The following is a 19,234-nucleotide window of genomic DNA, read 5'->3' as shown; positions in this document are numbered from 1 at the left end:
CCATCCCGCCCGTGACGTCAACCGGCCGTCACCGGGATCCGTCGTTGCCACCGTTCCGCGGTGACGCCGGGGTGACGCGGCCGGGGGCACGATGAGAACGCGGCATCGTCCGGCGCCGGGCCGGTGACGTCGCGCCGCGGCGTCGTCCAACGCCCGGGTTCAGGTGGTATCGGCACCGCCGGCTCAGGGCCGTCCCGGCACCGCCGGCTCAGGGCCGTCCCGGCACCGCCGGCAGAGCCGGCCGGTTGCGGTACGCCCCGGTCTGCGCGGGCGACGGGCGCATGCCGGACGGGCGCGAACCGGGAGGCCGGGAGATGGGCGCGAGCAGGTCGCTGAGCAGGGCGCACATTGTCTCGGACGGCTCCAGTTGGAGCTCGCGGAGCAGCAGGTCCCGGTAGACGTAGAAGGCTTGGAGCGCCTCGTAGGCATTGCCCTCGTCGAGGTGGATCTCGACGACCAGGCGATGCGGCGTCTCCCGCAGCGGTTCCGCTCGGACCGCCTCGAGGGCGGCCTGCAGCGCATCGCCGTGCTGGCCGGCGCGCAGGTGGCTGCGTGCGATCTCCTCCAGCATGTGCAGCCGCAGCTGGCGCAGCCGTTCCCGCTCCAGCAGGACCCACTCGTCGTACCAGCCGGGGAGCAGGTCGTGTCGCCCCGCTCCCCGGATCTTCGTCGCCCAGCGGGGGTCGCCGTCGTCGCGTACCCGGTCGGCGGCGCAGACCAGCTCGTCGATGTCCAGCCGTACCTGCGGGTCGAGCCGGACCGTGTCGCCGGCGGTGAGCACCGGGCAGCTGCCCTCCTGCCGCAGCCGCCACAGCGCCGTGCGCAGCGACGACATCGCGCGCTCCTCCGGGGTGTCGGGCCAGAGCAGACCGGCCAGGTGCGCGCGGGTCGCTCCCGGTCGCAACCCGACCAGCGCGATGATCCGTTGCAGCCCTCGGGGTACGACCACCGGCACCCCGTCGTGCAGCAGGTTGAACCCGTCGAGCAGGAGGAGCTGGATCGTCCCGCCCGTCGGCGCCGCGGCGGGAGGAGAGGGTGCATGGTGACCTGCGCCGCTCGACGCGCTTCCCTCAGTAGTCACCGCCCACCCTCCCGCACCCTGACGTCGGGTTACCGGTCCGCTCTGGCCGGACCGCCCGGACCGGCATCCCCGGATATGCCGATGACGTTCCGGCGGCACGCCCGAGCCGCCGATCGTTCCCGAGGTGCCAATTGTCACCACGAAGCGTGACGAAGATTATCAATCACAGTTACGCTCGGTCAATCGGCTGGTCGACAATCCGACCTACCCGTTCGTCTCCGCTCTATGGGGTCTGAGCTGCGCATAAGCGGCTCTTCCCGATCAATCCGAGACCCGTCCCGCCGCGTCCTTCCGGGCCGCGGTCGGCATTGTGGCGGCCCGGCGTCACCGGAGCGTCACGGCGCCGGAGAGCGCCGGTATGCGATCGAGTGACACTCCGTTGACACCCGGTCGGCAGGGTGGTCACCAGTCGTTGAGACGAGGTCGCTGTCGGGGGGCAGGTGGGGGAGGGCCCTTGTCGCGGGCCCGGCACCGGTGTCATCCATCCGGAACGCGGGAGACGCACAGGAGGCTGGCCATGGATCGCTCACTGATCGTCGCAAAGGTCGTGCCGGCGGCCGAGGGGCAGGTCGCGGAGATCTTCGCCGAGTCGGACCGCTCCGAGCTGCCCCGGCTGGTGGGCGTACGGCACCGCTCGCTGTACCGGCTGCACGACCTGTACGTCCACCTGATCGAGACCGAGAGTCCGGGCCCGGCCGCCGTGGAGAACGCGCGCCATCACCCCGAGTTCGCCAGGGTCAGCGAGCGGCTCGCCCCGCACGTCACGCCCTACCTGGCGACCTGGCGGACACCGGCCGACGCCATGGCCCGGTGCTTCTACCGCTGGGACGCGCCGGCCGGAGTCGCCGGGGTCTCACGATGACCGGGGGAGTCTCGACCGTTGCGCACCGCACCGGGCACGCCGGCCGCGACCGGCAGCCGTGGATTCGCCGCCGTTCCTGCGAGACTGCTCGACCTCGCGCGGCTGCGTCGCGACCCCGACGTCTCTGGGTAACCGGACCGGCCGACGTGGTCGAGCTGTGCCGCGAGGCGGGCCGGCTGGTGGCCGAGACCGCAGGGCCGCGACGCCGGGTCCACCTGCGCAGCGGCGACACGGCACTGGAGATCGAGTGGGCGGACCCGCCGCCGGTCGGGGCGGGCCAGTAGTCGAGGGCGTAGCCGCCGTCCGCCGGGGCGTCCCGCCCGGCACCGCCAACCATCCGAGGAGGACGAGATGACCGTCAGGCACCAGGACCCGGCGTCGACCGGGCAGACCCAGGAGCCGGCCGTGTCGCCGGTGACGGTGGCGGAGATCACCGCGATCCTGGTCCGGCACTGTGGACTGGACGCGGCCGCCACGGCCGCCACGCCGGGCGCCTCCCTGGAGGAACTCGGCATGGATTCGCTGGCGCTGCTCGAACTGCAGGCGGTGGTGGCGGACCGTTACCGGGTGCAGCTGCCGGAGGAGGCCGGACGGCTCAGTGTCACGGAGGTTGCCGAGCTGGTGGCCCGGCAGTGCGGCCCCGGGGTCGGGCCGCCCGCCGGACGGCCCGGTCACACCGAGAACAGTGTGCTGATCGCGGCCCCGTCGCACCTGGTCTGGGAGCTGACCAACGATGTCGCGGGCTGGACCGGGCTCTTCACCGAATACCAGTCGGTGGAGATCATCGAGCGGCGCGGCGACACCGTACGGTTCCGGTTGACCATGTATCCCGACGAGAACGGGGTCACCTGGAGCTGGGTGAGCGAGCGTACCGCCGATCCGGAGCGTGGGGAGGTGCACGCGCACCGGGTGGAGACCGGACCCTTCGAGTTCATGCGCATCCACTGGCGTTACGCCGAGGTGCCGGGCGGCACCCGGATGACCTGGGTCCAGGACTTCGAGATGCGTCCGACGGCCCCCCTGACCACCGCCCAGATGACCGACCGGATCAACGCCAACAGCCGGATCCAGTTGGACACCATCCGGGACAGGATCGAGCGGATCGCCGCCGAACTGGAGTCCACCGCGTCGGCACCGGCCGCCACCGCCTCCGGAGCGACCGCCGGAGCCGGCGGTGAGTGAGCCCGCGGTGGGTGAGCCCGCGGTGAGTGGACCGGTGGGGAGTGACCCGGATGCCAGTGGGCCGGCGGTGACCGGGCCGGTGCGGCGGCTGGTGGCCGCCCGGGACGTCGCACCGGACCGACGGCGTGGCGGCGAGATCCGGGTGTTGCTCGGACCGCGCACGGTGGGAAGTGGCTCCGGCTTCCTCGGGGTGGCGAACCTCGCCCCGGGCGAGCGGATCGCCGAGCACTACCATCCGTACAGCGAGGAGTTTCTCTACGTGGCTCGGGGAGCGATCGTCGTCGACCTCGACGACGAGCCGGTCCCGGTCGGCACCGGGGAAGGGCTCTACGTGGCCGTCAACGTGCGGCACCGGCTGCGCAACGTGGCCGACGAGCCCGCCGAGGTGGTCTTCCAACTCGGGCCGCTGGCACCGCGCCCCGAACTCGGGCACGTCGACACCGAACCTGCCGCCGCACCGGGTGTGGTTCCGGCCGGGCGTGCGGAGGTGGGTGTTGCGGCCGGACGTACCGCGGCCGGTGTGCCGGCGGGTCGCGCGGCGACCGGCGGTCCGGCCGGGTCGGCCGGGTCGGCGGAGGCCGGACCGTGAACCGGCGCCGAAGCGTGGTGACCGGGATCGGGGTGGTCGCGCCCGGCGGGGTGACCCGGGACGAGTTCTGGGCGATGATCACCGCCGGCCGCACGGCGACCCGCCGGATCACCTTCTTCGACCCTGCACCGTTCCGGTCCCAGGTGGCTGCCGAGTGCGACTTCGATCCGGTCCGCGCCGGGCTCGGCGTACCGGAGCGGCAGCGCGCCGACCGGTACGTCCAGTTCGCCCTGGCCGCCTCGATCGAGGCGGTGGCCGACAGCGGGCTGGACCTGTCCGACGCCACGCGGGAGCGCACCGGAGTGGTGCTCGGCTCGGCGGTGGGCGGCACCATGCTGCTGGAACGGGAATATGTCCAGGTCAGCGACTCGGGTGCCGACTGGCTGGTCGACCCGGACCGGGCCGGCCCGTTCCTCTACCAGGCCCTGATGCCGAGCAGCCTCGCCGCCGACGTCGCCTGCCGACACGGGCTGCACGGCCCGGCCCAGGTCGTCTCCACCGGCTGCACGTCCGGCATCGACGCGATCGGGTACGCCCAGCAGCTCATCGCCGACGGCGAGGCGGACGTGATGCTGGCCGGTGCCTCGGACAGTCCGATCTCTCCGGTCACCGTCGCCTCGTTCGACGCGATCCGGGCGACCACCCCCGACAACGAGGACCCGGCGCACGCCTCGCGGCCGTTCGACCGGGACCGGCACGGGTTCGTGCTGGCCGAGGGTGCTGCCGTGCTCGTCCTGGAGGAGACGGAGCACGCCCGGCGGCGTGGGGCGCGGATCTACTGTGAGGCCGCCGGCTACGCCAACCGGAGCAACGGCTACCACATGACAGGCCTCCGTCCGGACGGTGTCGAGATGGCCCTCGCCATCGACGACGCGATGGGGCAGGCGCGCTGCGATCCCGCGGACGTCTCCTACGTCAGCGCGCACGGCTCGGGCACCCGGCAGAACGACCGGCACGAGACGGCTGCCTTCAAGCGGGCGCTGGGCGCGGCGGCGTACCGGGTGCCGATCAGTTCGATCAAGTCGATGGTCGGGCACTCGCTCGGGGCGATCGGCGCGATCGAGATGGCGGCCTGCGCGCTCGCCATCGAGCACGGCGTGGTGCCGCCGACCGCCAACTGGGCCAACCGGGACGCCGAATGCGACCTGGACTACACCCCGAACACCGCCCGGGAGCTGCCGGTGCGGGTGGCGCTCTCGGTCGGCAGCGGCTTCGGCGGGTTCCAGTCGGCGATGGTCTTCACCCGGTTCGCCGGAGCCGACCGGTGACCGGGCGGGCGGGCGATGCCGGTCCGGTGACCGGCCGGGCGGGCGACTCCGGTCCGTTGAGCGGCCGGGCCGTGATCACCGGCATCGGGGTGGTCGCGCCGAGCGGAATCGGCAGCGAGGCGCACTGGAAGTGCGTACTGGCCGGGCAGAACCGGATCGGCCGGATCACCCTCTTCGAGCCGGAGCGCTATCCGAGCCGGCTGGCCGGCGAGGTGGCCGACTTCGACGCGCTGCACTACGCCGACAACCGGCAACTGGTGCAGACCGACCGGTGGACCCACCTCGGCTTTGCGGCGGCCCGGCTCGCACTCGCCGACGCCGGGCTGCCGGAGGTTGCCGGCGATCCCTACGGGTACGCGGTCACCCTGGCGAGTTCCTCCGGCGGCAACCTCTTCGGTCAGCGCGAGCTGCAGCGGCTCTGGCGCGGGCCGGCCCGGACGGTCGGGGCGTACCAGTCGATCGCCTGGTTCTACGCCGCTAGCGTCGGTCAGCTCTCCATCCGTCACCAGTTCAAGGGGCCCTGCGGGGTGCTGGCCGCCGAGTCCGCCGGCGGGCTGGACAGCCTGGCACACGCGGTACGGATGATCCGGCGCGGCACACCGGTGGTGCTGGCCGGCGGCACCGAGTGCCCGCTGAGCCCGTACGCGCTGACCTGCCAGATCCGCAGCGGCCTGGTGAGTAGCTGCCCGGAACCGGGGCTGGCGTACCGGCCGTTCGACGTGGCGGCCAGCGGCTACGTGCCGGGCGAGGGCGGGGCGGTCTTCGTGGTGGAGGATCTCGAACATGCCCGGGCCCGGGGGGTGCGGAGCGGTTATGCCGAGGTGGCCGGTTGGGGCGCCAGCCACGACGCCCGGCACACCGACCGGCGCGCGGCCGGGGACCCGGCGCAGTACGGCCGGGCGATGCGGCTGGCGCTGGACCGGGCCGGAGTGGACCCGGCCGAGGTCGACGTGGTCTTCCCGGACGCGTTGGGAGTGCCCCGCTACGACCGCAGCGAGGCCGAGGCGCTGCGGGCGGTCTTCGGGGCGCAGCCACCGCCGGTGACCACACAGAAGCCGCTGGTCGGGCGGGCACACCAGGGCGGGTCGGCGTTGGACGTGGCGACCGCGCTGCTGAGCATCTGGCACGGCGTGCTGCCGCCGACGGCTGGGCTGGACCGGCCGGCGCCCGGTTGTGAGCTGGACTTCGTCCGGGAGTCCGGACCCCGTCGGGTGGACGTCGCACTCGTCGGCGCGCGCGGCTTCGACGGTTTCAACAGCGCCGTGCTACTTCGGCGCGGCCCGGCGTAGCGCCGACCGAGCAGGTGACGTGCTGCCCGGGAGCGCCTACCGGTGCGCTGCCGAGAGCCCACCGGCGTGGTCCGGGAGAGTGGAAAGGACGACCGGCATGCCAAAGGCCAGGGTGCTGTTTCTGATCACGGTGCCGCACGAGCGTACCGAGGACTTCCTGAAGGCGTACGAGCAGATCCGTTACCAGGTCGCCGGGGGCGTGCCGGGGCACCTGGTGGACCAGGTGTGTCAGGCGTCGAGCGACGCCGAGCAGTGGTTGATCACCAGCGAGTGGGCGTCGCTGGCCCACTTCGAGGCGTGGGAGCGCAGCCCGGGGCACCGCGAACTCGCCGCACCGCTGCGCGCCTGCATCACCGAGGCCAGGTCGGTCCGGTTCGTGGTCCGGGAGGAGACCTCGGCCCGCCGCCCCTCCTGACGCCGGTCATTCCCGCGTTCCGGCTGACCGCTTCCCGATCGATGTGTATGGATGTAAATTGAATCCATTCATCGACGAGCGCCCGATGGCGCCCGGCCCGAGGGAGCAGCCATGCCCGCCCCGTCCTCCCGGCGAGCCGCCCTGGCGGCGTCGGTCGTGCTCGGCATCCTCGTCGGGGTGCTGGCCCAGCCGGGTCCGGCGGCGGCGGCCCCGGGGGTGACCCGGCTCGGCGACACCGAACTCGACCCGGCCGCGCTCTACTTCGTCTCCTACGACGGGCTGGTCAACAACGCGTCGTACGCCGACGGCATCGTCAGCCACGCCGGCTACCAGTATGCGGCCTGGTACACCGCCTCCCGGGCGGCGGTGGTGGCCCGCCGGCAACTGCCGTCCGGAGCCTGGCAGGGCGTCGCGCTGCCGCACCGGCTGAGCACGAACGACTCGCACAACTCGATCTCGCTCGGCATATCGCCCGGTGACGGGCGGCTGCACGTCGCGATGGACACCCACGACAGCGAGATCTACTACGTGAAGTCCGAGGCCGGACTCGTCTCCTCGCCAGCCTCGCGCGGTTGGCAGGCCGGTCGGTTCGGGGCGGTGCAGCGCGGCCTGGACGGGGTCGGGCTCGGCATGATCACCTATCCGCAGTTCCGGCTCTCACCCGGCAACCGGCTCCAGCTCAGCTACCGGACCGGGCGCTCCGGCAACGGCACCAACGAACTCGCCGAGTACGACGGCTCCACCTGGCGCCGGCTCGGCCGCTGGCAGTCGGCGACCGGGTCGTACGGCGCGAACGGTGCCACCAGCACCACCCGGAACATGTACCTGCACGGGCTGACCTACGGGCCGGGTGGCCGGCTGCACGCCGCGTTCACCTGGCGGGAGGGGAACTCGGCGGTCACCTGCAACAGCGGCGGGCTGACCAACCACGACACCGGCTACGTCTACAGCGACGACCAGGGCCGCACCTGGCGCAACAACGCCGGGAGCCTCGTCGGCACCACCAACTCGGGCAACCTGGTGTCGATCTCCAGCCCCGGGCTGGTGGTCGATCCGCTGCCGCCGAACCACGGGCTGATCAACCAGGAGAGTCAGGACGTCGACTCGGCCGGCAACCCGCACGTGGTGATCAGTTACGTACCGGGCCGGTTCACCTCGTGCGTCACCTCGTACGCCTCGGCGCGCCGCGCCAACGGCCGGGCCTTCCACCTCTTCCGCAACTCGTCCGGGACCTGGCGCAAGACGGAGATCCCGGTGCCGTTGAACGCCATGGGCCGCTCCCAACTCGTGCTCGACGCCGCCGACAACGCCTACGTCGTGCTGCCGTACGGCCGGATCGTCACCGCCAGCCGGGCCAGCGGCTACACCGACTGGACCGTACGCTTCGACGGCGCGGGGCTGAACGCCTTCGGCGAGGTGGTGGTGGACCGGACCCGGGTGGAGAGCGAGGGTGTCCTGTCGATCCTCTACCAGCGCGCCTCCGGGGGCGGTACGCCCTCCCCGATCCGGGTCGTGGATTTCCGGCTCGGCTGATCACGTCGGTCGGGGCCGGCCGCCGCCCTGCCGGAGCTCGGCTCTGCCGCACCGCCGCGACGAACGCGCCGCCCGGCGCATCCGGCAGTGCGTTCGTCGCTGCGGCGAGCGGCTGATCGCCGTTCCGCGACGCTGGGGACTTCAATGAATCCAATTGAAGGTCATGGATGCATTGAGAGGTGGAGAGCCTATGACCACGACCATTCGCCGGTGCGCGGGCGCACTGCTGGCGGTCGTGCTGGTGACGGTGGCGATCCTGCTGCAGGGCGGGCACCGGGTGGAGGCGGCCGCCGGGGTCCGGGTGCTGCCGCTCGGCGACTCGATCACCGACGGCTTCAACGTGCCCGGCGGGTACCGGATCGACCTGTGGCAGAAGGTGGTGGCCGGCGGCTACACCGTCGACTTCGTCGGCTCCCAGGCCAACGGGCCGGCGAGCCTCGGCGACCGGGACCACGAGGGGCATTCCGGCTGGCGGATCGACCAGATCGACGCCAACATCGTCAGTTGGCTCACCACCTTCCAGCCGCAGACCATCCTGCTGCACATCGGCACCAACGACGTCTTCCAGAACCGCGACCTGCCGAACGCTCCGAACCGGCTGGCCGCACTGATCGACCGGATCACCACCACGGCCCCGAACGCGAAGCTCTTCGTGGCGACGATCGTGCCGGCCGGGTCCGCGAGCACGGACGCCCAGGTACGCAGTTTCAACGCCGCCATCCCGCAGATCGTGCAGACCCGGGCCAACGCCGGCCGCCAGGTGTACCTGGTCAACATGTACTCCGCGCTCACCGCCGCCGACCTGGCCGACGGGATCCACCCGAACGCGACCGGCTACAGCAAGATGGCCACGACCTGGTACAACGCCCTGCTGGCCGTGCCGAGCAGCCTGACCGACGGCGGCACCACGCCGACCCCGACGCCCACCACCCCGCCGACCGGCGGTCCCACGAATCCGCCGACGACCCCTCCGACGACCCCTCCGACGAACCCGCCGGCCGGCTGCGCGGCCTCGGTCTCGCTCAACTCCTGGAACGGCGGCTTCGTCGCGACGGTACGCGTCACCGCCGGCTCGGCCGGCACCACGGGCTGGACCGTCGGCCTCACCCTGCCCGGCGGCGTGACCGTCACGAACGCCTGGAACGCCCAACGCAGCGGCAACAGCGGCGCCGTCGAGTTCACGAACGTGAGCTACAACGGCCGGATCGCGCCCGGCCAGTCGACGGAGTTCGGCTTCCAGGGCACCGGCAGCGCGGCCGGGCTCACACCGAGCTGCGCGGCCCGCTGATTACCGGGCACCGTTCCGCGACCCGCCCGCCCGGACAGCGCTGATCTCCCCCGGGCGGGTGGGGTCGCCGCCTGCCGGTGACCGCCGCCGGACGCGCTGGCAACGGCGCAGGAAAGACGCGCTGGAGGCGGCGCCGGAAATCAGTTTCCACCGACCCTCAACCTTCGCTTCCCATCTCAGGTCATCGAGGATAGGTGACGGGAGCGGAGAGTTATGACAGCGGACGACGGCGGATTCAAGGAGTTCGTCGAGACGCGATACATGGATCTGTTGCGGCTGGCCTACCACCTGACCGGATCGGCGCAGGAGGCGGAGGATCTCCTGCAGACCGCGCTGGTCAAGGTGATGCGGCGCTGGCAACGCATCGACGATCCGATGCCGTATCTGCGCCGGGTGATGGTCAACCAGCACATCACGTCGTGGCGGCGCTACCGGGGGGTCGAGGTGCTGACCGGAGACCTGCCGGAGCGGCCGGGGCGGGACGTCGCCGACCGGGTGGTCGAGCACGAGGCGCTGGGCCAGGCGATGCGGCGGCTGTCCCGGCGTACCCGGGCCGTCATCGTGCTGCGGTACGTGGCCGACCTGCCGGAGGCGGAGGTGGCCAGAACCCTCGACTGTTCCGTCGGCTCCGTGAAGAGCCACGCCTCCCGGGGCCTCGCCCGGCTCCGGGACGTGCTGAGCCCGACACCTCGACCGATGGACGCGACAGGAGCGGAGCGATGATGCTCGACGAGCGGGTCAGCCGTGCACTGACCGAGATGAGCGAGGGCCTCAGGCCCGAGCCCGACCCGTACGCCCGGGTGCTCGCCCGGCACCGGCGATCCCGGCGGCGGCGCGCGGTGGCCGCGGGTCTCTGCGCGGTCGCCGTCGTCGCCAGCACCGGTGCCGCCGTCGCACTCCGCGGGCAGGGCGGTGGCCCCGACACGGTCGCCGTCGAGCCGGCCGGCGGGTGGCAGCGGATGGTGGCCTGGGGGCAACGGCTGGTGGACTCGCCGCCCCGGGGTGCCGTTGGTCGGGACGCCGGGTACGTCGCCGCGCTCGCCGAGTCACTGCGCGCGGAACAGGCGGCCGGCCGGTTCGAGCGGCTCACCGTCCCGGTCCGGGAGGTGCGGGTGCTCTTCGTCGACGATGTCGGGCCGTACCGTGTCGCACTGGCCGCGTTCGTTCGCGCGGCGCCGGACCCGGGCACCCAGTGGGTGAACGCCGCGCACTGGTTCGTGGCGCCGGCCGGCGCCGGCCCGCAGGAGCTGGGGCGCGCCTCGGCCGGGCGCAGCGCCAGTGACGGGCTGGCGCCACACGAAGAGTTCACCTTCGGCGACCTCACCCGCCCCGACGAACTGCTGCACGTCTCCGTGGCACCCGAGGGATGCGACTTCTCCACCGCCCCGGTGGCGGAGCTGACCGGGCCGGCGCCACGGTGGAGCCCCGAACCGACCGGGGACTACCTCGTCCGCCCGCCCGGCAGTCACCGTGCCGAATGGTGGCAGATCACCTGTGCGGGCGTCGTCCGGGCCAGGCTCGCCGCGCCCGTCGCCGTGACGACCGCACTCACCGACGAGCAGGCCGCGACGGCTGTCGCCGGCGCCCGCGGCACGGCGGACGGGGAGTGGGTACGCCGGGATCTCGGTATGGCGGCCGAAACCTTGGGAAACCGCGTCACCGCCCTGCCGGGCCTCGTCTGGGCCGGTCGCATCCAGGGCAGCCCGTCCGGCCGCTACGACGGCAGCGTCTCCGTGGTGGCCGCGCCAGCGGCCGACGGTGAATGGGCCGGCCAGGTGATAGTGGAGTACGACGAGCGGGGCCCCGACAACATTCTCGGCGCCAGGGTCGATTTCGACAACCGGACCGACCCGACCCATCCCGGGTCGCTGGTTGCCGTGCGGCTCGACGGAACCAGCACCCTTCTGGTGATCGCCCCGGCCGGATCGCGGACGGTCCGCGCGGTGCGCGACGGGCAGGAGATGGCGAGCGGGACGGTCACCGGCGACGCACTGCTGCTCACGGTGCCGGACCTTGAGGGGATCACCCTGGAGGCGCGCGACGCCGCGGGCACGCCGGTCGGCACCGGCGAGGTGGCGGGTGAGTCGCAGGACGGCTTCACCGTCAACGCCTGGGACCGGGAGTGAACAGCCGTCCGGCCCGGCCGCTCGTGGCGGCCGGGCCGGATGCGGTGCCGGGATCAGGCCGGCAGCCGCCAGACCTGGTTGGCGCCGCCGAAGCAGTCCCAGATCTGCAGCCGGGTGCCGTCGGCCGAGCTGTTGTCGGTGGCGTCCAGGCACTTGTTGGAGGCCGGGTTGCGGAGTGTGCCGTTGCTCTGTGCCTGCCACACCTGCGCGCCGGTGCCGTTGCAGTCGTAGAGCTGCACCTTGGCGCCGTTGGTGGTCGCGGCGGCGGTGATGTCGGCGCACTTGCCGAGCGCCCGCAGGGTGCCGTCGGTGCCGACCGTCCACTGCTGCGCGTTGGTGCCGTTGCAGGTGTAGAGCTGGATCGCCGCGCCGTTCGCGCTGGACGCGGCGGCGACGTCAACGCACTTGCCGCCGATGCCGGTGATCTGGCCGGTCCGGCCGCCGGGCGGGGGAGTGCCGCCGCCCATCACCGTGTCGTAGATGGCGCTGACCAGCGAGGTGGAGTTGTTGGTGTCCTGGGACAGCTCCCAGTTCATCATCCCGCCGGCGTTTGCCAGCGCCCACTGGGTCTTGCGCCTGACCGTCGGGATGCCGTTGTAGCACTGCTGGGCACCGCCCGCCGTGGTGCAGTCCCGGTTGGCGTTGGCCGGGTCCATCGCGACCAGCGCCGAGTAGGTGTAGTAGCCGGGCCGGCTGTAGAAGGGTACGCCGAGCACCGCCTTGCCGGCCGGCAGGCCGCGCGCCTTCCAGCCGTTGACCGCGTTGATCGACCAGTCGTAGTTGGCGTGCGGGCTGCCGCCGTCGTACGCCATGATGTTGAGCCAGTCGACGTAGCCGAAGACGGCCGGCTGCACGCCGTTGACGGTGCCGCCCTCGGAGACCACAGCGGCGGTGAGCAGCTTGCCCCGGCTGCGGAGCTGGCTGCTGAGCTGCTGCATGAGGGCGGTGAAGTTGTTCGCCGAGGTGCCCGGGTCGGGATACTCCCAGTCCATGTCGACGCCGTCCAGGTTGTACTGGTTGACGAAGCTGATCACGCTGTTCACGAACGTGGTCCGGCTGCCGGAGTTGGCGGCCAGCGACTCGAAGGCGGAGTCGTCACCGTTGTTCCAGCCGCCGATCGCGATCGAGACCTTGACGTTGCTGCTGTGTGCCCGTGACACCAGCGAGGAGAGTTTGCTGGGATTCTCCACCGCCCGCAGTGTGCCGTTCGCGTTGGGCAGCACGAACGCGTAGTTGATGTGGGTCAGCTTGTTGTACTGGATCGAGTTGATGTCGCCGGCCCAGCTCGGCATGTAACCGACGCTCTTGAAGTTGTTGGGCAGCACGACGGCTTCGGCGGGGGAGAGCGGGGCGAGCGCGACCGCCGTTCCGGCCGCTGCGGTGGCGAGCGCGAGCACTCCGGTGAAGAACCTGGACCGGGCGCGGGGGCGGCGTCCCGGCGGGTCTGGCCGCTCGGCGCTCCTGGTAGGTGACATCGACGTTCCCTTCTGTCGCAGGCGCCTCAGCGACTCGACCCCGATCCGGCGTGGGGGTACGCGCGGCTGCCGGGACGACGGCAGCGGGTGCGGCGCCGTACCGGTCGGGGCGGGGTCGGGATCGACGTGGCTGAGTTGCTGAAACATTAGGAAAGTTAACTAATAATGTCAATGCATCGCTGACGGGTGGTGTCTGCCCGACATCACGGCGGCGGCCAGGCGCTACGACATCGAGGTCGCCGAGTCCGACTGGCGGCAACTGGGCAAGCGCCCGCACACTCCGAATCCGCCCACGGCGGGCGCGGTTCGCAGTCCTGAGCCTCGGGCCGTCCGGCGGCACGGGCCTCGGGCGTGTCGGCGCCAGTGGCCGATCACGATCGGTTGAAGGGGTGTTGTGCCGTGCACTCCACTGGGCTAGACAGGTTCGCATGACCGAGACGCCAGCGATGGAACGCCCTCTCCCACAGATCGTCGATCGGCAGACCTGGCAGACCGAGATCGACGTACTCCGGGTCAAGGAGAAGGCCCATACCAGGGCCGGGGACGCGCTGGCCGCCGAACGCCGTCGGCTGCCGATGGTCGAAGTCGATCCGCAGACTCCGCTGGTCGGAGCAGACGGTCCCGTGCCGCTGATCGACATCTTCGACGGCCGGTCCCAACTGGTCGCCTACTATCAGATGTGGCACGCCGGCAGGGTCGCGGCGCAGCAGTGCGAGGGCTGCACCTTCTCCACGGCCCACATCAACGAGCTGTCCTACCTGCACTCGCGGGACGTCAGCTATGCGACCCTCTGCCAGGGGCCGTACGACGAGAGTTCACGCTACCGCGACTTCATGGGCTGGACGGTTCCCTGGTACTCCGTGCCGGAGGAAGCCGTGGACCGCCTGGTCGCAGGCCGGCACTTCGGCATCCTGGTCAGCTATCTCCGAGACGATGACAGGGTCTACGAGACCTACTGGACCACCGGTCGCGGCAACGAAGTGATGGCACCGTCGTACGGACTGCTGGATCTGACCGTATACGGCCGCCAGGAGTTCTGGGAGGACTCTCCGGAGGGTTGGCCGCAGCGTTGGGATGCCAGAGGCGGTCAGTTCCGGCTGGACGGCCGCCCGACCGCCCAGTGGTCGCGGATCAGGGCCGGACGCGACGACGACCTCGGCGTCTCACCTGATCATGGCCCGGCGCACCGCCACTGACCGAGCGGGTACGAACCGACAGACGCACGGTCAGGCGGCCCGGTGATGGGTGCGGGCGTGTGCGGTGCCGGGCTGGCCTCGCACCAGCCGGAGGCGCGGCGGCGCGGCCGGCGGCTCCTCGTCGAACCTGGCCCGCCACCCCGACCCGGTCCGCTGCCCGTGCCGGGTCGGCGGATCGCCGGGTTCGAGGGCCGGACGGGACAGACCGAGAATGATCACGTAGCCGGCCAGGATCAGCCCGTGACTGAAGATCCGGGCCGGGTCGACCCGGCCGGCGATCACGTCGTTGACGGAGAGCAGGGTCAGCACCGCGACGAATGCGGTCAGCGTGGGGACCAGTCCCAGCGGCCGGGTCCGGCGCAGCGCGATCCAGGTGAAGCCGGCCCCCAGTGCGACGTTCCAGGCGGCCGACTCGTGCCAGAGGTGGTCGGGCCCGCCGCCGAGCACGACCTCGAGACCGTGTACGTGGGTCGCGGAGCCGATCCCGGCGATCTGGGCCGCGCCAAGCAGGAACTGGGCGACGCCGACCACACCGAGCGCGATCCGCAGCGTACCGGCCAGCCGGGCCCGGCCGGGCCCGGGGGCGGCCGCGAGGATCCGGTCGTCGATCTCCATCGGTGGCGTCACCAGGCTGGTGCGGGCCAGTCGGTTCAGCGCCGTCGCGCTCTCCAACCAGCTCCGACAGTCGGCGCATACGGCGAGATGGCGGTCCACGCCGGCCCGCTCGGCCGGATGTGCCTCTCCGTCCAGCCGGGCCGACAGCGCTTCTCGATACTCTTCACACCCCACAACCTCATAGTCGGGCCCCGGGCGATCCTGGTTCCCACCGGGGCCCACTTCGCCGGTCGGGAGCCGGTCCGGCAAGCTGTACCGCGATTGGATGCCCACCGGGGGTATTCGAGGTAGGTGCTGGTACGGGTAGCTTTGAGGCATGCCTCCCCCTGGCGTCGAAAACGACGACATCACCAAGCTGGCGCTGGCAGCCAAGGCCGGCGACCGTGCCGCGGCGGTGGCCTTCATCCAGGCGACCCAGCACGACGTGCACCGTTTCGTCGCCCACCTGGTCGGCGCCGGTGAGGCGGAGGACCTGGCCCAGGAGACCTACCTGCGGGCGATGCGGGCACTGCCCCGTTTCGCGGCCAGGTCGGCCGCGAAGACCTGGCTGCTGGCAATCGCCAGGCGGGCATGCGTGGACCACATTCGCACGGCGATGAGACGGCCCCGGATCGCCTCGTTGCCGGACTGGCAACTGGCCGCCGACACCGAACTCTCCCGGACGAGCACCGGCTTCGAGGGCGAGGTGGAGCTGACCCGGCTCCTGGCGGACCTGCCGGCGGACCGCCGGGAGGCCTTCGTCGCCACCCAGGTGGCCGGGCTGAGCTACAGCGAGGCCGCCGAGGTCTGCGGCTGCCCGGTCGGCACCATCCGGTCCCGGGTGGCGCGGGCCCGCGAAGATCTTGTCGAGGCGATGCGGGCCGACGGCTCCGGACGACGGCTCCGCTCCACCAGCTGACCCAGCTGACCCAGGTGTCGCGGCCACGCGCCGGATCCGCGCCGGCCACGCGCCGGATCCGCGCCAACCTCACGCGATCGATCAGCAACGTCCGAGATCGATCAACGACATCCGGGATCAGAACCACCAGCCGGGATCAGGCGGCGACACCCGCCTCCGGCACGGCATCCGGGTCGGGGATCGGCAGGCAGACACGGATGACGGTGTGTCCCGGCTCGGAATCGACGCGGATGTCCCCGTGGTGCTTGTTCACCACGATCCGGTACGAGATGTCGAGCCCCAACCCCGTGCCGTCGCCGATCGGCTTGGTGGTGAAGAAGGGTTCGAAGATCCGGGACCGCACCTCGGCCGGGATACCGGGCCCGGTGTCCACGATATCGACCGTGATCGAATCGGCGTCGCGCCCGGTGCGTACGGTCAGCACGCCCTCCTCGCCGATCGCGTAGAGCGCGTTGTCGATCAGGTTGGTCCAGACCTGGTTGAGCTCGGCCGCGTAGACCGGGATCGGCGGCAGGCCGCGGTCGTACTCCTTCACCACCCGTACGCCGGACCTGATCTTGGTGTTGAACATCGCCAGCGTGGCGTCGAGCAGGTCGTGCACGTCGACCGTCCGGTGCGGCGCCCGGTCCAGCTGCGAGTACTGCTTCGCCGCCCCGACCAGCCCGGTGATCCGGCCCAGTGCGTCGTCGATCTCGCCGAGCAGCAGCTCGGTCTCGACGGTGTAGGTCAGCCAGCGGATCGCCGGCTCCAGGTCCTCCGGCCGTACCGCCGGGGTGACCTGCTCCAACCAGGCGACGTCGATTCCGCCGGCCGTCAGCGTCGGGGCGAGGTCCCAACTGCCGGTGATGTCGTGCTCGTCCAGCCAGTCCGACAGGGCGTCCTCGGCGTCACTGGTCTCCAGCGGGGTGAGGGCGGGCGCCGACGCCGCCTGCTTGACGGCGGCCTCCTGGAGCTCGACCAGGCGCTGCAGCTTGGCCCCGTCCAGCCGCCCGTCGGCGATCATGGCCAGCTTGTGCCGCATCCCGGCGACCCGGTCGCGGAGCACCGAGGTGGCCCGGACGGCCGCGGCGGCCGGATTGTTCAGCTCGTGGGTCAGCCCGGCCGACAGCGACCCGAGGGCGAGCAGCCGCTCCCGTTCGCCGACCACCGTCTGCGTGGTGCGCATGCCGAGGAAGAGCCCGTCGAGCAGGTGCATCGCCATCGGGAACCAGCGGCGCATCGCGGTGCTGATCACCTCGGCCGGCAGTACCAGAAGCGTGACGTCGCTGATCGCCCGCATCCCGTTCAGGTACGTCTGCACCCGCTGCTCGTTCAGGTACGACTGGGTCGCGCCGCCGTACGCGCCCCGCTGGGCCGTGCGGCTGATCTCGACCCGGTCGCCCTGCACCAGTCGGGTCAGCGAGACGGTGCCGTCGAGCAGGACGTAGAAGCAGTTCGCCTCCTCGCCCTCGACGAAGATGTCGGCTCCGGCCGGCAGCCGCTGCACCCGGCCGTGCTCGTGGATGTATCCGAGCTTTTCCTCGTCCAGCGACTCGAAGAGGAAGAGCGTCCGCAGCTCCTCGATCGCCAGCCGCTCGCCCGAAACGGTCATCTCGTCACCCGACCCGTGTCGCTACGGTTCCCACACCTGCATAACGCCTGCCGAGCACTTTTATGCCAGGACCGTTGCCTGCGGGGACGGTCACTGCGCCGCGAGGTACTGGTGGGCCAGGGAGACCACCATCGCGCCCTCACCGACGGCCGAGGCGACCCGCTTTATCGAGTCGGCCCGGACGTCCCCGGCCGCGAAGACCCCCGGCAGGCTCGACTCCAGCGGATACGGGTCGCGCGGCAGCGACCAGCCCGCCGGCCGCCGACCGTCGCTGGCCAGGTCCAGGCCGGTCAGCACGTAGCCCCGGGCGTCTCGGGCCACCACGTCGCCGAGCCAGTCCGTCCGCGGCTCCGCGCCGATGAAGACGAAGAGCCAGGACGCCTTCACCGTGCGCCGCTGGCCGGCCCGGTTGTCGCAGATGGTGAGCTGTTCGAGGTGGTCCGTCCCCTCCCCGCCCACCACCTCGGAGTGTGGATGCACCTCGATGGTGTCGATCCGCTCGATCTGCTCGATCAGGTAGTGCGACATCGACTGGTGCAGGTCGGCGCCGCGCACCAGTAGGTGCACCCGGCGGGCGTGCCGGGCGAAGTACACCGCCGCCTGTCCCGCCGAGTTGGCGCCGCCGACGATGTAGACCTCCTGCCCGGCGCAGTTCGGTGCCTCCGTCGACGCCGAACCGTAGAAGACCCCCCGACCGGTCAGCTCCGCCAGGCCGGGCGCGCCGAGCTGCCGGTACGAGACCCCGGTGGCCAGCACGACCGTGTGGGCGGCGATGGAGCTGCCGTCGCTGAACCGGAGCAGCCGGGTCGCGCCGGCCGCCTCCAGGCCGACCACGTCCCGGGCGGTCAGCAGCTCGGCGCCGAACTTCAGGGCCTGCCGGCGCGCCCGGTCGGCGAGCTGTGCCCCCGAGACGCCGTCCGGGAAGCCGAGGTAGTTCTCGATCCGGCTGCTCTGCCCCGCCTGGCCGCCGGTCGCCTGCCGCTCGACCAGCACCGTGCGCAGTCCTTCCGAGGCGCCGTAGACGGCCGCGCCGAGGCCGGCCGGACCGGCACCGACCACCACCAGGTCGTAGAAGTCGGCGGCCGGCGTGGTGGCGAGCCCGACCCGGGTTGCCAACTCGGCCTCGGAGGGGCGTACCAGCGTGGTGCCGTCCGGCGTGATCACCACCGGCACGTCGGCCGGGTCGGCTCCGGCCGCGGCCAGCAGCCGCCTGCCCTCGGGCTCGTCGGCGAGCAGCCAGCGGTACGGCACGAGGTTGCGGGCGAGAAAGTCGCGGCAGGCGAACGAGGGCGCCGACCAGCGGTGCCCGACCACCCGGACCTCGTTCTCCGGTGTCTCCGGGGTCGCGGTCCACGCCTCCAGCAGACCGTCCAGCACCGGATAGAGCTTCTCCTCCGGCGGGTGCCAGGGCTTGAGCAGGTAGTGGTCGAGGTCGACGACGTTGATCGCGTCGATCGCCGCGTTGGTGTCCGCATAGGCGGTGAGCAGCACCCGGCGGGCGGTCGGAAAGAGGTCCATCGCCGCTTCGAGGAACTCGATGCCGTTCATCTGCGGCATCCGGTAGTCGGCCAGCAGCACCGCGACCCGGTCGCCGCGAAGCTTGATCTCCCGCAGCGCGTCGAGCGCCTCCGCCCCGGACGTCGCGCGGACCACCCGGTAGCGGTCGCCGTAGCGCCGCCGCACGTCCCGGGCCACCGCACGCGACACCGCAGGGTCGTCGTCGACCGTCAAGATCACCGGGTTCGCCATGGCACCAATGAAAGCATCCGGAACCTGCCTTGACGAACCCCGACCGGTGGCGGCCCGCCAGACTCCGACCGGGTCCG

General features: G+C 71.8%; 17 protein-coding genes and 1 pseudogene. 13 read left to right on the top strand and 5 right to left on the bottom strand.

Annotated features, from left to right (window positions below):
- Positions 1 to 208 precede the first annotated feature (208 nt).
- The gene (locus tag ACN28C_RS23650; RefSeq protein WP_422774787.1) at positions 209 to 1,000 is read right to left on the bottom strand and encodes an AfsR/SARP family transcriptional regulator; all 792 of its coding nucleotides are present in this window, start codon (positions 998 to 1,000) and stop codon (positions 209 to 211) included.
- A 598-nt stretch (positions 1,001 to 1,598) separates the two neighbouring features.
- Between ACN28C_RS23650 and ACN28C_RS23645 the strand changes: the two genes are divergently transcribed.
- From ACN28C_RS23645 to ACN28C_RS23595, 11 genes and pseudogenes are all read left to right on the top strand, one after another.
- Positions 1,599 to 1,943, top strand: a complete 345-nt coding sequence (locus tag ACN28C_RS23645) for a TcmI family type II polyketide cyclase (RefSeq protein WP_422769713.1) — start codon at positions 1,599 to 1,601, stop codon at positions 1,941 to 1,943.
- A 146-nt stretch (positions 1,944 to 2,089) separates the two neighbouring features.
- Positions 2,090 to 2,227 (top strand): hypothetical protein, encoded by a 138-nt coding sequence (locus ACN28C_RS23640; protein ID WP_422769712.1) that lies wholly within the window; start codon positions 2,090 to 2,092, stop codon positions 2,225 to 2,227.
- A gap of 67 nt (positions 2,228 to 2,294) precedes the next feature.
- Positions 2,295 to 3,125: an SRPBCC family protein gene (locus ACN28C_RS23635; RefSeq protein WP_422769711.1), complete on the top strand. Its 831-nt coding sequence runs from the start codon at positions 2,295 to 2,297 to the stop codon at positions 3,123 to 3,125.
- A gap of 67 nt (positions 3,126 to 3,192) precedes the next feature.
- Positions 3,193 to 3,570: pseudogene (locus tag ACN28C_RS23630) on the top strand (cupin domain-containing protein); the annotation flags it as partial.
- 140 nt (positions 3,571 to 3,710) lie between these two features.
- Complete coding sequence (locus ACN28C_RS23625) at positions 3,711 to 4,982, top strand: beta-ketoacyl-[acyl-carrier-protein] synthase family protein (RefSeq protein ID WP_422769710.1); 1,272 nt, start codon at positions 3,711 to 3,713, stop codon at positions 4,980 to 4,982.
- A 56-nt stretch (positions 4,983 to 5,038) separates the two neighbouring features.
- On the top strand, positions 5,039 to 6,271 hold the full coding sequence (locus ACN28C_RS23620; RefSeq protein WP_422774786.1) for a beta-ketoacyl synthase N-terminal-like domain-containing protein: 1,233 nt from the start codon (positions 5,039 to 5,041) through the stop codon (positions 6,269 to 6,271).
- A 97-nt stretch (positions 6,272 to 6,368) separates the two neighbouring features.
- Complete coding sequence (locus ACN28C_RS23615; RefSeq protein ID WP_422769709.1) at positions 6,369 to 6,686, top strand: antibiotic biosynthesis monooxygenase family protein; 318 nt, start codon at positions 6,369 to 6,371, stop codon at positions 6,684 to 6,686.
- A 111-nt stretch (positions 6,687 to 6,797) separates the two neighbouring features.
- On the top strand, positions 6,798 to 8,219 hold the full coding sequence (locus ACN28C_RS23610; protein WP_422769708.1) for a BNR repeat-containing protein: 1,422 nt from the start codon (positions 6,798 to 6,800) through the stop codon (positions 8,217 to 8,219).
- Positions 8,220 to 8,409: 190 nt separating this feature from the next.
- The gene (locus tag ACN28C_RS23605) at positions 8,410 to 9,507 is read left to right on the top strand and encodes a GDSL-type esterase/lipase family protein (protein WP_422769707.1); all 1,098 of its coding nucleotides are present in this window, start codon (positions 8,410 to 8,412) and stop codon (positions 9,505 to 9,507) included.
- Positions 9,508 to 9,720: 213 nt separating this feature from the next.
- On the top strand, positions 9,721 to 10,230 hold the full coding sequence (locus ACN28C_RS23600) for a SigE family RNA polymerase sigma factor (RefSeq protein ID WP_422769706.1): 510 nt from the start codon (positions 9,721 to 9,723) through the stop codon (positions 10,228 to 10,230).
- Positions 10,227 to 11,633 (top strand): hypothetical protein, encoded by a 1,407-nt coding sequence (locus ACN28C_RS23595; protein WP_422769705.1) that lies wholly within the window; start codon positions 10,227 to 10,229, stop codon positions 11,631 to 11,633. The genes ACN28C_RS23600 and ACN28C_RS23595 overlap by 4 nt, the downstream gene beginning before the upstream one ends.
- 53 nt (positions 11,634 to 11,686) lie before the next feature.
- Here the strand turns inward: ACN28C_RS23595 and ACN28C_RS23590 are convergent, their stop codons facing one another.
- A complete protein-coding gene (locus ACN28C_RS23590) occupies positions 11,687 to 13,108 on the bottom strand; it encodes a glycosyl hydrolase family 18 protein (RefSeq protein ID WP_422769704.1) in 1,422 nt (473 codons plus the stop codon).
- Between the two features lie 428 nt (positions 13,109 to 13,536).
- Between ACN28C_RS23590 and ACN28C_RS23585 the strand changes: the two genes are divergently transcribed.
- The gene (locus ACN28C_RS23585; protein WP_422769703.1) at positions 13,537 to 14,304 is read left to right on the top strand and encodes a DUF899 family protein; all 768 of its coding nucleotides are present in this window, start codon (positions 13,537 to 13,539) and stop codon (positions 14,302 to 14,304) included.
- A 30-nt stretch (positions 14,305 to 14,334) separates the two neighbouring features.
- On the opposite strand, the gene ACN28C_RS23580 is transcribed toward ACN28C_RS23585, so the two are convergent.
- Positions 14,335 to 15,093, bottom strand: a complete 759-nt coding sequence (locus tag ACN28C_RS23580; RefSeq protein WP_422769702.1) for a zf-HC2 domain-containing protein — start codon at positions 15,091 to 15,093, stop codon at positions 14,335 to 14,337.
- Between the two features lie 142 nt (positions 15,094 to 15,235).
- Here ACN28C_RS23580 and ACN28C_RS23575 point away from each other — a divergent pair, with 142 nt between their 5' ends.
- The gene (locus ACN28C_RS23575) at positions 15,236 to 15,817 is read left to right on the top strand and encodes a sigma-70 family RNA polymerase sigma factor (protein ID WP_422769701.1); all 582 of its coding nucleotides are present in this window, start codon (positions 15,236 to 15,238) and stop codon (positions 15,815 to 15,817) included.
- Between the two features lie 136 nt (positions 15,818 to 15,953).
- On the opposite strand, the gene ACN28C_RS23570 is transcribed toward ACN28C_RS23575, so the two are convergent.
- On the bottom strand, positions 15,954 to 17,408 hold the full coding sequence (locus tag ACN28C_RS23570) for an ATP-binding protein (protein WP_422769700.1): 1,455 nt from the start codon (positions 17,406 to 17,408) through the stop codon (positions 15,954 to 15,956).
- A 90-nt stretch (positions 17,409 to 17,498) separates the two neighbouring features.
- Positions 17,499 to 19,157: an FAD-dependent oxidoreductase gene (locus ACN28C_RS23565; protein ID WP_422769699.1), complete on the bottom strand. Its 1,659-nt coding sequence runs from the start codon at positions 19,155 to 19,157 to the stop codon at positions 17,499 to 17,501.
- Between the last annotated feature and the right edge of the window lie 77 nt (positions 19,158 to 19,234).

The organism is Plantactinospora sp. WMMC1484 (assembly GCF_049315195.1).
Classification (GTDB): Bacteria; Actinomycetota; Actinomycetes; order Mycobacteriales; family Micromonosporaceae; genus Plantactinospora.
The sequence above is the reverse complement of the archived record's forward strand: the minus strand, read 5'-3'. Positions and strand labels throughout refer to the sequence as shown.